This window comes from Streptomyces sp. SL06 (genome assembly GCF_058244745.1).
Genome location: NZ_JBSYOT010000002.1, coordinates 5,732,628 through 5,746,560, shown reverse-complemented (window position 1 = coordinate 5,746,560; position 13,933 = coordinate 5,732,628). Strand labels below are relative to the sequence as shown.

The window sequence follows — 13,933 nt, the reverse complement described above, 5'->3', positions numbered from 1 at the left end:
GACACGGAAGCCGCGGTGGCCGCCGGCACGCAGCCGCGGATTCAGAGGACCTTGGAGAGGAACGCCCGGGTGCGCTCGTGCCGCGGGCGGTCCAGTACGTCGCCGGGCGGGCCCTGTTCGACGATGCGTCCGTCGTCCATGAACACCACCGTGTCGGCGACCTCGCGGGCGAAGCCGATCTCGTGGGTGACGACGATCATGGTGGTGCCCTGCCGGGCGAGGTCCTTGATGACGTTGAGGACCTCGCCGACCAGTTCCGGGTCGAGCGCGGAGGTCGGCTCGTCGAAGAGGAGCAGCCTCGGTTCCAGGGCGAGCGCCCGCGCGATGGCCACCCGCTGCTGCTGGCCGCCGGAGAGCTGGCGGGGATAGGCGTCGGCCTTGTCCGTGAGCCCCACCCTCTCCAGCAGCCGGCGCGCCGCCTCGACGGCCTCGCGGCGCGGGCGTCTCAGGGCGGAGACCGGGGCCTCGGTGATGTTCTCCAGCACGGTCAGGTGCGGGAAGAGATGGAAGTTCTGGAAGACGAAACCGATCCGCGTGCGCTGCTTCAGCACCTCGCGCTCGGGCAGTTCGCGCAGCCGGTCGCCGGTGCGCCGGTAGCCGACGAGGACGCCGTCCACGCTGATCATGCCCCGGTCCACCTTCTCCAGGTGGTTGACGGTGCGCAGCAGCGTCGACTTGCCGGAGCCGGAGGGGCCGAGGACCACGGTCACCTCGCCGCTGCGCACGGTCAGGTCGATGCCCTTGAGCACCTCCAGCGGGCCGAAGCTCTTGTGCACGGCTGTGATCTCGACCATGGCGGTCATCGTGAGGACTCCTCGAACAGGGGGCGGTCCGCCGGGGCGGGGCCGGTGGGCGCCCGCAGGAAGGTCAGCGCGGCCCGCGCGGTGGCGTCGTTCTGCCGGAAGGCGACTCCGCCGGTGCGGGGTCGGGTGAACGCGCCCGAACCGCGCGCGTCGGTGTGCGGTCCGAGCGCGAACCGCCGCGGGTGCGGCCGGCCGTCCCGGTCCAGCACCCGTCCGTCGTCCCGGTCGACGGCGAGCAGTCCGTCGGGGGTCGCGGCGGCCCCGTCGGCGTACAGCGCGCGCAGCAGCGGGTCGCGGGTGCGCTCGACGGTGGGGTGCGGCAGCCGCGCCTCGACCAGCGCTCGGGCCTCGACGACGGCGCCGGGCACGGTCGCGCCGGACGCCCGGAACACCCCGTCCTCCGCGGTGACCGTCATGTCGGCGCCCAGGAAGCGCACCACGCCCGCGCGGGACAGCGCGAGCAGCTGCCGCAGCCGGGGCGCGGGCGGGCCGGAGGCGAGGTAGCTGAAGAAGCCGTGCCACCAGCCGCCGATGTCGCCGAGCCGGACGAGTTGCCCGTAGACGGAGAGCAGGGCGAGGAAGACGGCCAGGTCGGGACTGTGCGCCGGGTCGTGACGGCGCCGCAGGTCGGCCTCGACGTACCGGCGCAGTCCCTCCTGCAACTCGTCGGGCGTGCCGTACCGCACCCCGTCCAGCGGCCGGTCGAGAGCGGCGAGGTCGAGCCGGTCGGCGGGGTCGGGCACGGTGGCGGCGACGAGATCGGCGCGCTCGGCCGGGTCGGCGGCGGCGTACCGCGCCTCGAAGTCGGACCAGGTGCCGGTCAACCGCTCGGGATGGGCGGTGAACAGGCGGTGGTAGTGGGCGAATCCGAGTTCCTTCTCGACCAGCGGCCACACGTCCCGCCGGAACTCGAAGCCCTCCGGCCGGGCGAGCAGCGCGTCGGTCTCGGCCGGCCCGAGGAATCTCGGCAGCGGGGGCCGGTCGCCGGTCCAGTCGTAGCCGATCTTCGCGTGGTACGGCACTCCGCGCCGCGAGCCGACGTACAGCACCGGCTCCCGTCCGGAGGGCAGGTAGGTCTCCGCGTCGTACCGTCCACCCCGGCCCTCGGTCAGCAGCACCATCAGATCGACGAAGGCCAGCCCGAAGCCGCGCACGAGGACCGGCTCGCCGGGGCGCAGCGCGGACAGGTCGCTGTCGGCGGTGAAGTCCGGCGGCAGGTGCACCAGGCCGTGCGTGCGGGCGTACTCCGACAACTCCCGCTGTTCGTCGTCGTGTTCGGCGTCGAGGTGGCCGAGGGCGAGGACGACGAGATCGGCGGGGAGCGGGGCGCTGCGGCCCTCCAGCCAGACCCGCTGCCGTTCCTCGCGCGGGCCGTCCACGCGCACCGCGCGGCGCGCGTGGTGGTACACGACGACGTTCGGGGGCAGGCCGGCCACCGCGCGCTCGTACACCCAGCGCAGATACGCGCCCTGGGTCCGGCGGTCGGCGAAGGTGCTGCCGTCGATCCCCGCCCACTCGTGCAGGGTGGGTCCCGGCCGTACCGGTCCGGCCATCTCCACCGTCTCGTCGGTGAACATGGTGACGTCCTCGGCGTGCGAGTTCATCCACAGCAGCGGCGACTGCTCCGCCCGCCAGATGCGCCCGGCGCCCGGCGGATGCGGGTCGACGAGGTGGATGTCGAGGCCGGAACCGTCGTACAGCTCGGCCGCGTTGGCGGCGATGCGCTCCAGCAGTCCGGCGCCGCGGGGTCCGGCGCCGACGATCACCAGCGCGGGCCGGGTCATCGGCTGCGCTCCGTGCCGCGGGCGTAGCGCTTCTCGACGTAGTACTGGCCGACGCCGAGCAGCGAGGTGACGACGGTGTACCAGACGGTGGCCACCATCAGCAGCGGGATGACCTGGTAGGTGCGGTGGTAGACGAGCTGCACGGAGTAGAGCAGGTCCTGTACGGCGATGACGCTGACGATGGAGGTGCCCTTGAGGGTGCCGATCAGCATGTTCCCGGCCGGCGGCACGATGGAGCGCATGGCCTGCGGGAGCACGATCCGCCGCCAGCGGCGCCACCGGCTCAGCCCGAGCGCCTGCGCGGCCTCGATCTGGCCGCGGTCCACGGAGAGGATGCCGCCGCGCACCACCTCGGCGGCGTACGCGGCCTCGTGCAGGGTCAGGCCGATGACCGCGACGGTGACCGGTCCGAGCAGGTCGACCGTCTTCACCCCGAAGACGTGCGGGTACAGGGCGCCGATGTTGAACCACAGCAGCAGCTGGACCAGGATCGGTATCGACCGGAACAGCCACACGTAGCCCCAGCTCACGGTGCGCAGCACGGGGTTGGCGGAGAGCCGGAACGCGGCGAGCAGCGTGCCCAGCGCGAAGCCGAGGACCATGACGACGGCGGTCAGCCAGAGGGTGAGCCACAGGCCCCGCAGGACGGCGGCGGAGGTGAAGTAGTCGGCGACGACGCCCCATTGGAACGCGTCGTTGCGCAGCACGGAGTTGACGGCGCCGGCGAGCAGGAGGAGGACGGCGACGGCGGCCGTCCACTGGCCGAGGCGGCGTTGCGGGACGATCCGCGGAAGGTCCGCCTGGTCCGGGGTCTCCGGTGCGGCGGCGGACTTGGCGAGGGTGTCGGAGGACATGTGAGGGCTCCGTGACATCGAGTCAGTCGGACACGGTGGGTGGCGCCTTCACACGGCCGAGCCCCTCAGCAGGGCCGTGCGCCGAGAGTACGGCCCTGTTTCGGTCCGTTGTCAACGGCTGTCCACACTGTGAGCCGCATGTCTCAGGCCGTTGACGAGAAACCGGATGCCTGTTCCACTTGGCCCATGCATCCACAGCAGTGGCTGGTCACGCGCTCCCACATCGACTTCGGTCGAGTGTGGTCCTGTTCCTGTTGAGCCGACCTCGCTGCCTGTCCGCCCCGACCGCCTGACCCGGTCGGGGCCTGCCCGGGTTTCGCCTCTCCTCCCGCCTTCACACGCGCCTCCCCCTCGCGCCGCCCCACGCCTTCGCTCTCAGGAGATCACTCACCATGCGTACGCCCACGCGTGCCCGGAAAAGGCTCTTCGCACCTTTCGCTCTGATCACCTCGGCGGCCCTGCTGCTCACCGCGTGCGGCTCCGGCGATCCCGCCGCGGATGTCGCGGGCGCGGCGGGCGACTCCGAGGCGATCCCCACCACGGACGTGGTCTCCGGCGTCCGGGAGAACGCGGCCGCCGCGAAGCTGCTGCCGCCCGGCACCGGGGAGATCAACCTCGCCATCACCGTCAGCGGCACTCCGCCCGGCACCAGCTACCTGGCCGACGGAAAGACGCTGACCGGCCAGGACGTCGACTTCGCGAAGGCCGTGGCCAAGGCGCTCGGGATCAGGCTCAAGACCGAGCGGGCCTCCTTCGAGGCGATCCTGCCGGCCCTGGACAGCGGCAAGTACGACGCGGGCGCCGCCAACTTCGGCGTGACCGAGGAGCGGCGGAAGACCATCGACTTCGTCACCTACATCAACGACGGCCAGGGCTTCGCCGCCCGCGAGGACAGCGGACTGTCCAAGATCACCGATCTCGGGCAGCTGTGCGGGCTGAAGGTGGCGACCAACGCGGGCACCACCTTCGAGGCCACCCTGGAGGAGAACCGTCACCTGTGCACGGACGCCGGCGAGAAGGCGTACACGGTGCAGACCTACAGCGACCAGGGCGCGATGTGGCCCTCGCTCCAGCAGGGCCGCAGCGATGTCGTGATGTCCACCATCAACGGCCTGCGTTACGCGGTCGCCCACCAGCAGGGGGTGAAGTTCCTGAACGAGTTCCACCGCCTGGACGTCGGCTTCGCCCTCAAGAAGGGTTCCAAGCTGGCGCCCGCCCTCCAGGCCGCGGTGAACGGGCTGATCGACGACGGGACCTACGACCGGATCCTGAAGAAGTGGGGCACGACGGACTCGGCGATCGAGAAGTCCGAGATCTCACCCCCGGAACTGAAGGACTGAGGGACTGAGGGACTGAAGGGATGAGGGGGCTGAGGGGGCCGAGGCACTGACGGCCCCTCAGCAGTCGCAGCCGCAATCGCAGCCGTCCGAGCAGCAGTCGCAACAGTCACAGCACTCGCAGCAATCGCAGCAGTCACCGCAGTTGGAGCAGAGCCCCTCCTTGCGCTGCCCGCTCCACGGGTCGTGGTACGAGCCGCAGCACAGCTGGCACGTGCAGGCAAGCCCCACCCACACGGCGCATCCCGCGAGCAGCCCGCGCCGGTTGCGGGGCGGCTCCGGGGGCAGCGGCGCGCCGGGGCCGCCGGGCGGGGCGTACGGGTGGCCGCCGTGGGCGCGGGAGACGGTGCCGAAGGCGCGGTCGACGGAGTTGCCCAGCTCGTGCACGAGCAGCCGGTGCACCAGCCGGCCGTCGCCGAACTCCGCCTCCCGCAGGGCGAGCCGCACCCCGTGCACGGCGTCGTCCGCGAGCCGCCGGGCCTCGGTGAGCGGGGTCCCGGTGGCGGTGAGCGGGTTCCAGGCGCCCGAGGCGGCGTCGGCCTCCCGGTCCTCCACGGCGTCCAGGAGATGGGCGAGCCGGCCGAAGAGGCGGCCCGCCTCGGCGAGCGGCCCGGCGTTGTGCGGCCGGCCGGCGAGGTGGGCGGTGTGCGCGAACGCGGCGGCGGTCGCGGTCTCGGTCGGCTCGGTGACGGCGAGCAGCGGCGTACCGGGCCCGGCGAGCGCCTCGATGCCGCCCTGGCGGTCCACGGCGTCGACCAGTACGGCGGTGTCGAACCCGACGGCACCGCCGCCGCGGGCGCCGGCCGCGTCCCAGCCCGCGGCGACCCTGCGGGCGGCGAGGGCCACCGGGCGGCGGGCCAGCAGCCCGTCCCCGTCGGCGACGTGGTCGCGCACCTTGGCCGAGGCCAGCACCAGGGAGACGGCCGCCGCGAGCCGGGCACCCGCGCCGTGCGCGACGGACGCGGTGCGCATCCCGCGCAGCGGACAGGGCCCCGCGGTGCGCCGCCCGGCACCCGCGGCACCCCGCCCGGCCTGAGCCTCCGTCAAAACCGATATGAGCAGCCCGTCATAGTTCGTCACGATCCGCGCGAACTGTCCGTGGTCCTTGCGCAACGCGAGACACAGCCCGCACAAATGCGCCATCCACTGGCTCGTGAGGCTCTCCCCGAGCCGGTGCCTGCACGGTCTGACGATTCCGAACACGACGTTCCCCCGTGGTTCGTACGACGCTGAGCTGCGGCATCGTATCGCCACCGCGTTCACCCGTACGCACCCTCACTCACCCGTCCGCCGGGAAGAATCATATTTCACTCACAGTCAGCAGCCGTTTGGGAAACGACCCTTGGGACACAAGGACTCTCGACGGATTCGCTGTGCACCAGTACCGTCACAAACCCCCCGCGCGGCGTCTATCCACTTGGCGCAACGTCCGCATCATGGATGACCATAGGGATGCGGAAGCACGAAAGCCCGCTGTGAGAGGAGGCGTCCATGGGATCGGTACGCAAGGCGAGTGCGTGGCTCGGCCTCGTCGACGACAACGACAACGACGACGAGCGCTACTACGACGACGACTACTCCGAGGGCCCCGAGACCGGGGACGCCTGGGTCACGGACCCGCGAGTGAAGGTGGCCTCGGACGTGGCCGAGGAGAAGGGCCGCCGCATCGCGACGGTCACCCCGGACAGCTTCCGGGACGCGCGGTCCATCGGTGAGCTGTTCCGGGACGGCGTCCCGGTCATCGTGAACCTGACTGCCATGGAGGGACCCGACGCCAAGCGCGTGGTCGACTTCGCGGCCGGCCTGATCTTCGGCCTGCGCGGTTCGATCGAGCGGGTGTCCACCCGGGTCTTCCTGCTCAGCCCGGCCGACACCCAGGTCATCAACGGCGAGCCCGCCGCGCACCGTTCCGACGGTTTCTTCAACCAGAGCTGAGGCGGGGCCGCGCACCACGGCCCCGCCCCCGCCGGAGCGCCTCACCGAAAGGCGTCGAGTCCGGTGAGCGCCTTGCCCAGCACCAGCTGGTGCATCTCGACGGTGCCCTCGTAGGTGAGCACCGATTCCAGGTTCGTCGCGTGCCGCATGACGGGGTATTCGAGGGAGATCCCGTTGGCGCCGAGGATCGTGCGGGCCGTACGGCAGATGTCGATGGCCTCGCGTACGTTGTTGAGCTTGCCGAAGCTGACCTGCTCGGGACGCAGGCGGCCGGCGTCCATGCGCCGCCCGAGGTGGTGGGCGAGCAGAATCCCCTTGTGCAGTTCGACCGCCATGTCGGCGAGCTTGGCCTGGGTGAGCTGGAATCCCCCGATGGGCCGCCCGAACTGCTCCCTCGACTTCGCGTACTCCACGGCCGCCTCGAAGGAGCTGCGGGCCGCGCCCATCGAGCCCCAGACGATGCCGTAACGGGCATGGGTGAGACAGCCGAGCGGTCCGCGCAGGCCGGTGACCTCCGGCAGTACGGCGTCGGCCGGCAGCCGTACCCCATCGAGCACCAGCTCGCTGGTGACGCTGGCCCGCAGGGACCACTTGTGCCTGATCTCGGGCGCGGAGAAGCCGGGGCTGTCGGTGGGCACGACGAAGCCGCGGATCCCGTCCTCGGTCTGCGCCCAGACGACGGCGACCGCGGCCACCGAGCCGTTGGTGATCCACATCTTGCGGCCGTCGAGCACCCAGTCGCCGCCGTCGCGCCTGGCGTGGGTGCGCATGTTGGCGGGGTCGGAGCCGTGGTCGGGCTCGGTCAGGCCGAAGCAGCCGATCGCCTCGCCGGCGGCCATGCGCGGCAGCCACTGCCGCTTCTGCTCCTCGCTGCCGAAGCGGTGGATGGCGTACATGGCGAGGGAGCCCTGCACGGAGACCAGGGAGCGGATGCCGGAGTCGGCGGCCTCCAGCTCCAGGCAGGCCAGGCCGTACTGCACGGCGCTCGCGCCTGCGCAGCCGTAGCCCCGGAGCGACATGCCCAGCGCGCCGAGGCCGCCGAGTTCGCGGGCCAGCTCCCGGATGCCGGGCAGTTCGCCCCGCTCGTACCAGTCCGCGATGTACGGCAGTACGCGGTCGGCGGCCCAGTCCCGCACGGTGTCCCGGATCGCCAGGTCCTCCGGGTCCAGGAGGTCGTCGACGCCGAGGGGGTCGGCGGGGTCGAAGGGGGGCGACTTCGGTGACGAGGCCATGGGGCATCCTCCGGGACTATGAAAACTAGCAATGCTAGTTACGACTCTCGCGCCGACGTTACGACGCACCGCATCACACGTCCACCGGGCGTGGGCGGGAGACGGCCGCGGTCACACCGAGACGCGGGACTCCTGCGCGTCCCGGGGCCCCGGCACGGAAACCCCCTCGCACTGCATCATCCGCGGCAGCCGCAACGCCATCACCGCCCCCAGCAACAACAGTCCCGCACTCACCACCAACGTCACATGCAGCCCATGCACGAACGCCTCGGCCGCCGCCCGCCGCAACGCACCCCCCTGCGACCCCCCAAGCTGCGCGGCGACCTCGTACGCCTCCCCCAGCGAACGCCCCGCCGCCACCGACGCCGATGCCGGCACCCCGGGCACACCCCCCGTCACCCCGGGCGCGTACGCCGCGTTCATCACGCTGCCCAGCAGCGCGATCCCGATCCCGGCCCCCAGTTGGTACGAGGTCTCGCCGATCGCCGCCGCCCCGCCCGCCTCGTCCCGCGGCGCCTCGCTCAGCATCGACTCGTACGCCCCGAACAGCGTCGTCTCCAGCCCGAAGCCGAGCAGCAGGAACCCGGAGACCAGCAGCGCGCAGTCGTCGGCGCGGCCCATCGCCGTCAGCAGCAGCACCGCGAAGGCCGTCAGGCAGAATCCGGCGCACACCGTCCGCCGCGGCCCGAACCGCCGCAGCAGCCGCGCTCCGGCGAGCCCCGCCGCCATCGCCGCGAAGGTCAGCGGCAGCAGCCGCAGCCCGGTCTCCAGCGGGGACAGCCCGAGCACCAGTTGCAGATACTGCGCCGCGATCAGTTCCAGACCCACCAGCGCCAGCATCGCCAGCACGATGCACCCCACCGACGTACTGAACGCCGGCCGCCGGAACATCCCCAGGTCCACCAGCGGGTACGTGCGCCGCCGCTGCCGCCGTACGAACGCGACCAGCAGGGCCGCGCCCAGCACCAGCGGCAGCACGGTGAGCGGGCTCAGCACCGGCTCGCCGCCGCCCAGCCGCTTCACGCCGAGGACGACGCCGAACAGCCCGGCCGCCGCCATCAGCGCGCCGACCACGTCCCAGGGCCCGCGGCCGTCGCCCTTCGACTCGGGCAGCAGCAGCCGCCCCACCGGCAGACTGACCAGCATCAGCGGAATGTTGACGAGGAAGACCGAGCCCCACCAGAAGTGCTCGAGCAGCAGACCGCCGAGCAGCGGTCCGAACGCCGCGCCGACCGCGGCCACGGCGCTCCAGACGCCGATGGCCAGCGCCCGCTCCCGCCGGTCGGGGAAGACCTGGCGCAGGATCGACAGCGTCGCCGGCATGATCATCGCGCCGCCGACGCCGAGCAGCGCGCGGGCCATGATCAGCACCTGGGCGTTGTCCGCCAGGGCGGCCAGCGCGGAGGCGACGCCGAAGAGCGCGTAGCCGAGCAGGAGGATCCGTCTGCGGCCCACCCGGTCGCCCAGCGTGCCGAAGAGGATCAGCAGCGAGGCGCAGACGAGCGGATAGACGTTGACGATCCAGAGCAGTTCGATCGCGCCGGGCCGCAGATCCTCGGTGACGGCGGGGACCGCCACGTGGAGCACGGTGGCGTCGACGGCGACGAGCAGCAGGCTGACGCACAGGACGACCAGGACGACCCAGCGGTTGGCACCGGCCCCGGCCGCCCGGCGGCGCAGCGCGGCGGCGGCCGTGGTCGTCCCGGACATGCGCGTACCTCCAAGGTGTTCCCTCGCGTGCGGCGGGCCGCGCGGGGTGGGGACTCCCCTTGCGGCTCGGCCGGAGAGGAGCGGGGTCTCCGGGCCGGGCAACGGAACGCGAGTGACTCGACAGGGTACGCGAGAGCGTGCACGGCACATGTGGTGGGCCCCGCACATCCCGTCCCACCCGTGTGGTGTGCGCCACCGCGCACCCCGGCCACGGGCGGCCCCGCGCGCCGGACCGCTTCCGTCCCGGACGGATAATCGAGCCCGTGACCGATCTTGAAACGCGCACGCCGGGCCGCTCCGCCGCCCTGCGCCGGGCCGCCCCGGCGCTCCTCGGCCACGCGGCCGTACGCGCCCTGGGCCTGCTCGTCCTGGCCCTGTGGAGCCTCGCGCGCGACAAGAGCGCGTACACGCTGCTGACCGCCCGGTGGGACTCCCTCTGGTACGCCCGGGTCGCCGGCCGGGGGTACGGCCACGAGGTGCTCCTGCCGAACGGCGACGTCCACTCCGACCTCGCCTTCTTCCCGCTGCTTGCCTGGCTGGAGCGGCTCGGCGCGGCGGTGGGCCCGCTGTCGTACGCCGACGCCGGGTTCGTCGTCTCGCTGCTGGCCTCCCTCACCGCGGCCTGGGGGATCTTCGCGGTGACGGAGCAGCTGTACGGCCGCCGCGTGGGCGTGTGCGCGGTGCTCCTGTGGGCGGTGCTGCCGGTCGGGATCGTGCAGTCGATGGCGTACAGCGAGTCCCTGTTCACGGCGCTGGCCGCCTGGGCGCTGTACGCGGTGCTGACCGGGCGGTGGGTGACGGCGGGCACGCTGGCCGCGCTGGCCGGGCTGACCCGGCCGGTGGGGCTCGCGGTGGCGGCGGCCGTGTGGGCGGCCGTGATCGTGGCATTCGCGCGAAGCCGGGGCGGGGCCGTGCCGGACGGCGCCCACGGCCCGCCGCGCGCCCCCGGTGAGGGCGCGCGGAGTGTGCTCGGCATGTTCCTCGCGCCCCTGGGCGCCGTCGGCTACGTGCTGTGGGTCGGTCACCGCACCGGCGGGGGCCCGCTCGGCTATCTCAACGTCCAGGCCGGCTGGCGCAACGGCTTCGACGGGGGCGTCGCCTTCGCCCGTTTCGTCGCCGGAAGGTTCACCTCGCTCCCGACGGTCCCGGCGGGCGTCGGGCTGGTCGCCGGGGTCGCGCTGCTGGTCTGGCTGTACGTGGTGTGCGTGCGGCAGCGTCAGCCGCTCGCGCTGCTGGTGTACGCGGGGATCGTGACCGCCCTCGCCCTGTGCACGTCGAGCTACTTCGGCTCGAAGCCGCGGCTGCTGCTGCCCGCCTTCCCGCTGCTGCTCCCCCTCGCCCTGGCCCTGGCCCGGCTGCGGACGCCCAGGTCGGCGCTGGTCGTGGGCGGTGTCGCGGTGGGGTCGGCGCTGTACGGGGCGTTCTGGCTGAACGGCTCGGGACCGCCCTGACCCGCCGGTGCCCGATGACCGTACGGAGAATTCCGCACCAGCTTTCGGTGAACTAATTAATAAGCACGATAAAACCGCGCACCGGACCGATCAAAAGAATTGAAGTCCGCGGCCGGCCGGGATTACGGATTCCCCGAGAATAAACTGCCGTCTGAGAGCAATCCCACATCACATCGTCATCACAAAGCCGTTGATTCGGCGAGGTTCACTCCTCACTCGCTGTAACGTCGATTGGGTGCGTACCGAACGGAAGCCCACCCGTCTGGACCGGGTGTTCGCGAGACTGGACCGGGAGCCGGAACGACCGGCGCTCCTGGACGTGCCGCAGATGAGCCGGCACAGGTTCGCGCTGTTCGCCGGGACTCTCGCGTTCTACACCGCGATCGTGTGGGCCGTGCTGATCACCTCGTGGCTGGTCAGGCTCGACTGGCAGGTCATGTTCTTCCGGCCCTACCAGCAGTGGCCCGAGATCCACGCGTTCGTCGACTACTACGTGGTGCTCGGCCAGCGCGGTCCCACCGCCGTGATGGTCGCGGCCTGGCTCGGCTGGCGCTCCTGGCGGCAGCACACACTGCGGCCCCTGATCGCGCTCGGCGTCTCACTGCTCCTGCTGAACGTGACGGTCGGTGCCGCCAAGTACGGCATGGGCCGGCTCGGGCCGCACTACGCGACCACGATCGGCGCGAACGAGATGGGGCTCGGCGGCGATATATTTCCGAGCGGTCACACCGCGAACGCCGTCGTGACCTGGGGCATCCTCGCCTATCTGGCCTCGACGCCCAGAGCGCGGCGCTGGCTGTCCGCGGTGTCCGCGGTCACCTCGCTCGGCGTGGGCATGTCCACCGTCTACCTCGGTACGCACTGGCTCAGCGATGTACTCCTCGGCTGGGTGGCCGGGCTGCTGATCCTGCTGGCCCTGCCCTGGTTCGAGCCGCTCATCCTGCGCGCGGAGACCGCGATCCTGGGCCTGCGCGACCGCTGGGCCGCCCGCCGCGGTGTCCCGGAGGCGGCGCAGGAGCCGGCCGGACCGCCCGTCGTCCTCGTCCCGCCCGACTCCGGCCGCGAGGAGGCTCCGGCGCGCGAGCCGGTCGCCGCGCCCCGCAACCGGCCCCCCGCGTATCTGGCCCCGGGCCCGCACACGACCCGCTCGGACCGTACGCCGGTGACGCCGGCCGGCAGCCGCAGACCCCCGCACGCCGACCGCCACCCGCGCAACACGGCCCCGGCCGCGCGCCCCCTGTCGGGCGGCTGAGCGGTACCCGCCGCCGCTCCCCGGGCGTCAGCCCTTCCAGGCCCGGGAGACGCGGCCCTCCCGCACTTCGAAGTTGAGCCGGCCCACGCGGTACTCCATGGTGATGATCGTGCCCGGGGCCAGGGACCGCACCGTGGACCAGCCCCGTTCCCGCGCCAGCCGTTCGGCGGCGCCGGAGTCGAGGCCGACGTAGGTGTCCGGACTGTCCTGGGGTTCGGCCGGGGGTGTCGGAATCGGTGCCATGCCGCCACGCTATGCCCTGCTCCGGGACCGGGGAAGACCACCTCGACAACACGGGCCCCGGAGGCACCTACGGTCACACTTCTGTCACAGGATCACCGTCCGTGTTTTGATCGGGCACCCTCACACGGACGGACGGTTTTGTACACCTTTTGCAGTCGAGCGCGGTGAATTCTTGCGCGGCACGACACCCCGTCGAATAAGCGGACGGAAAAGGGCTCCGCAGAGCCCCGGGCATTGCCCGCATTCTCTGCTCGAACATATACGAACGCACTTGCGGACGGCGATGGACCGCCGGCCGGTGTCGGACATCGACACAGGAAACGCAGAACCCGTGCACAGGATCGGCGCACAGGGGCGGCCTCGGCCGTCAGGGCTCCAGCGGGGTGACGGACAGGGACAGGTCGTTGTCCCGGGTGTAGTACGGCGCGGCCTCCACCGAGCCGTGCGGGGTCCGCACCCGCGCGCGTGGATAGGTGAAGACGGGCTTCTTGTCGGCGATGTCGTCCAGCAGCCGCGCGAGCCGCACGACCGGGCCCGGCTCACCGGCGGGCCGCAACCACAGGTCCCACACGCCGGGCGCCAGGGTGTCGTAGGACACGGTGAAGCCGAACTCCGCCCGCTCGGCCACGACGTTCCAGCCGGCGCACACCGCCGTCGCCGGACCGGGAGCGCAGCTCGGCATGGGCGCCGGGGGCGAGCTGGGTGCCGTACACCCGTCCCCGTACGGTCAGCCCGCCGTCCGTGTGGCGCAGCTCCACCGTCTCCGCGTGCGGCGCGCGCAGCCAGCTGCGGACGGTGAGGTTGCCCTGCCGGGTGGCGTACGGGATGCGGACGGCGACATGGCCGAGCAGCCCGCTCGGGGTGCGGTCGGCGAGGGAGCGCAGATCGGTGACGCCGGGCACCAGGCGGCGCGGCTCGCCGTCGGACACGCGCGCGTAGGCGTCCCAGCGGCCCTCGGGCAGGGAGACGCTGCTGGGCAGCGCGGCGCGCAGCCGGCCCTCGGCGGCCGGGGACAGCGGCAGGCCGACCGTGTCGGCGCCGGCGTCGGCATCGGCGTCGGTGGCCCGGCGGCGCAGGACGAGGAGGGCCGCCGGGGTGTCCCCGTGCGCGGCGACGTTGAAGGTCAGACCGCCCGCGGAGTCACCGACGCAGTCGGCGCGCAGCGGGGCGGCCGGCGGGGCCGGCGGCGTCATGCGGTGCGGTTCCTCCCTGGCTCTTCTCGTCGTCCGGTTAGACCCGGAACCACGCTTTCTGGTTGTTCGTGTCCGATTGCGATGTGGTCACGACCGGGCCCGGACACCATTGTCCCCCCGGACATCGGCCACTTCGAGT

11 protein-coding genes and 1 pseudogene are annotated in these 13,933 nt (G+C 72.3%); 4 read left to right on the top strand and 8 right to left on the bottom strand.

Features of this window, described 5'->3' with window-relative positions; genetic code table 11:
• Positions 1-41: 41 nt before the first annotated feature.
• The 3 genes from AC4IHM_RS26330 to AC4IHM_RS26320 are packed head-to-tail and all read right to left on the bottom strand — an operon-like array spanning position 42 to position 3,441.
• On the bottom strand, positions 42-803 hold the full coding sequence (locus tag AC4IHM_RS26330) for an amino acid ABC transporter ATP-binding protein (protein ID WP_490869467.1): 762 nt from the start codon (positions 801-803) through the stop codon (positions 42-44).
• Positions 800-2,587 carry an FAD/NAD(P)-binding protein gene (locus AC4IHM_RS26325; protein ID WP_490869466.1) on the bottom strand — a complete coding sequence of 596 codons (1,788 nt, stop codon included), beginning with the start codon at positions 2,585-2,587 and terminating at the stop codon, positions 800-802. Before AC4IHM_RS26325 ends, AC4IHM_RS26330 begins: the two co-directional genes overlap by 4 nt.
• Positions 2,584-3,441, bottom strand: coding sequence for an amino acid ABC transporter permease (locus tag AC4IHM_RS26320; RefSeq protein ID WP_490869465.1), 858 nt, complete (start codon positions 3,439-3,441; stop codon positions 2,584-2,586). The genes AC4IHM_RS26325 and AC4IHM_RS26320 overlap by 4 nt, the downstream gene beginning before the upstream one ends.
• Before the next feature lie 392 nt (positions 3,442-3,833).
• Between AC4IHM_RS26320 and AC4IHM_RS26315 the strand changes: the two genes are divergently transcribed.
• Positions 3,834-4,781 carry an ABC transporter substrate-binding protein gene (locus tag AC4IHM_RS26315; protein ID WP_490869464.1) on the top strand — a complete coding sequence of 316 codons (948 nt, stop codon included), beginning with the start codon at positions 3,834-3,836 and terminating at the stop codon, positions 4,779-4,781.
• Positions 4,782-4,838: 57 nt separating this feature from the next.
• Here AC4IHM_RS26315 and AC4IHM_RS26310 read toward each other — a convergent pair whose 3' ends face one another.
• Positions 4,839-5,981 carry a DUF5685 family protein gene (locus AC4IHM_RS26310; RefSeq protein ID WP_490869463.1) on the bottom strand — a complete coding sequence of 381 codons (1,143 nt, stop codon included), beginning with the start codon at positions 5,979-5,981 and terminating at the stop codon, positions 4,839-4,841.
• Between the two features lie 288 nt (positions 5,982-6,269).
• On the opposite strand from AC4IHM_RS26310, the gene AC4IHM_RS26305 reads away from it, so the two are divergent.
• Complete coding sequence (locus AC4IHM_RS26305) at positions 6,270-6,713, top strand: cell division protein SepF (protein WP_490869462.1); 444 nt, start codon at positions 6,270-6,272, stop codon at positions 6,711-6,713.
• 41 nt (positions 6,714-6,754) lie between these two features.
• On the opposite strand, the gene AC4IHM_RS26300 is transcribed toward AC4IHM_RS26305, so the two are convergent.
• Together AC4IHM_RS26300 and AC4IHM_RS26295 are read right to left on the bottom strand one after the other, a co-directional pair.
• Positions 6,755-7,945: an acyl-CoA dehydrogenase family protein gene (locus AC4IHM_RS26300; protein WP_490869461.1), complete on the bottom strand. Its 1,191-nt coding sequence runs from the start codon at positions 7,943-7,945 to the stop codon at positions 6,755-6,757.
• Positions 7,946-8,056: 111 nt separating this feature from the next.
• Positions 8,057-9,655, bottom strand: a complete 1,599-nt coding sequence (locus tag AC4IHM_RS26295) for an MFS transporter (RefSeq protein ID WP_490869460.1) — start codon at positions 9,653-9,655, stop codon at positions 8,057-8,059.
• A 263-nt stretch (positions 9,656-9,918) separates the two neighbouring features.
• Here AC4IHM_RS26295 and AC4IHM_RS26290 point away from each other — a divergent pair, with 263 nt between their 5' ends.
• Both AC4IHM_RS26290 and AC4IHM_RS26285 read left to right on the top strand, forming a co-directional pair.
• Positions 9,919-11,106, top strand: coding sequence for a glycosyltransferase family 39 protein (locus AC4IHM_RS26290; RefSeq protein WP_490869459.1), 1,188 nt, complete (start codon positions 9,919-9,921; stop codon positions 11,104-11,106).
• A gap of 235 nt (positions 11,107-11,341) precedes the next feature.
• Positions 11,342-12,358 (top strand): phosphatase PAP2 family protein, encoded by a 1,017-nt coding sequence (locus tag AC4IHM_RS26285; protein ID WP_490869458.1) that lies wholly within the window; start codon positions 11,342-11,344, stop codon positions 12,356-12,358.
• Positions 12,359-12,385: 27 nt separating this feature from the next.
• Here AC4IHM_RS26285 and AC4IHM_RS26280 read toward each other — a convergent pair whose 3' ends face one another.
• A complete protein-coding gene (locus AC4IHM_RS26280) occupies positions 12,386-12,601 on the bottom strand; it encodes an I78 family peptidase inhibitor (protein WP_490869457.1) in 216 nt (71 codons plus the stop codon).
• A 367-nt stretch (positions 12,602-12,968) separates the two neighbouring features.
• Positions 12,969-13,794 (bottom strand): annotated as a pseudogene (locus tag AC4IHM_RS26275) (hypothetical protein).
• Positions 13,795-13,933 lie beyond the last annotated feature (139 nt).

Bases quoted from the DNA above. Each gene is read 5' to 3' on its own strand.
- AC4IHM_RS26320 (WP_490869465.1), bottom strand. From the start codon at position 3,441: ATGTCCTCCGACACCCTCGCCAAGTCCGCCGCCGCACCGGAGACCCCG.
- AC4IHM_RS26280 (WP_490869457.1), bottom strand. From the start codon at position 12,601: ATGGCACCGATTCCGACACCCCCGGCCGAACCCCAGGACAGTCCGGAC.
- AC4IHM_RS26330 (WP_490869467.1), bottom strand. From the start codon at position 803: ATGACCGCCATGGTCGAGATCACAGCCGTGCACAAGAGCTTCGGCCCG.
- AC4IHM_RS26305 (WP_490869462.1), top strand. From the start codon at position 6,270: ATGGGATCGGTACGCAAGGCGAGTGCGTGGCTCGGCCTCGTCGACGAC.
- AC4IHM_RS26315 (WP_490869464.1), top strand. From the start codon at position 3,834: ATGCGTACGCCCACGCGTGCCCGGAAAAGGCTCTTCGCACCTTTCGCT.
- AC4IHM_RS26300 (WP_490869461.1), bottom strand. From the start codon at position 7,945: ATGGCCTCGTCACCGAAGTCGCCCCCCTTCGACCCCGCCGACCCCCTC.
- AC4IHM_RS26295 (WP_490869460.1), bottom strand. From the start codon at position 9,655: ATGTCCGGGACGACCACGGCCGCCGCCGCGCTGCGCCGCCGGGCGGCC.
- AC4IHM_RS26325 (WP_490869466.1), bottom strand. From the start codon at position 2,587: ATGACCCGGCCCGCGCTGGTGATCGTCGGCGCCGGACCCCGCGGCGCC.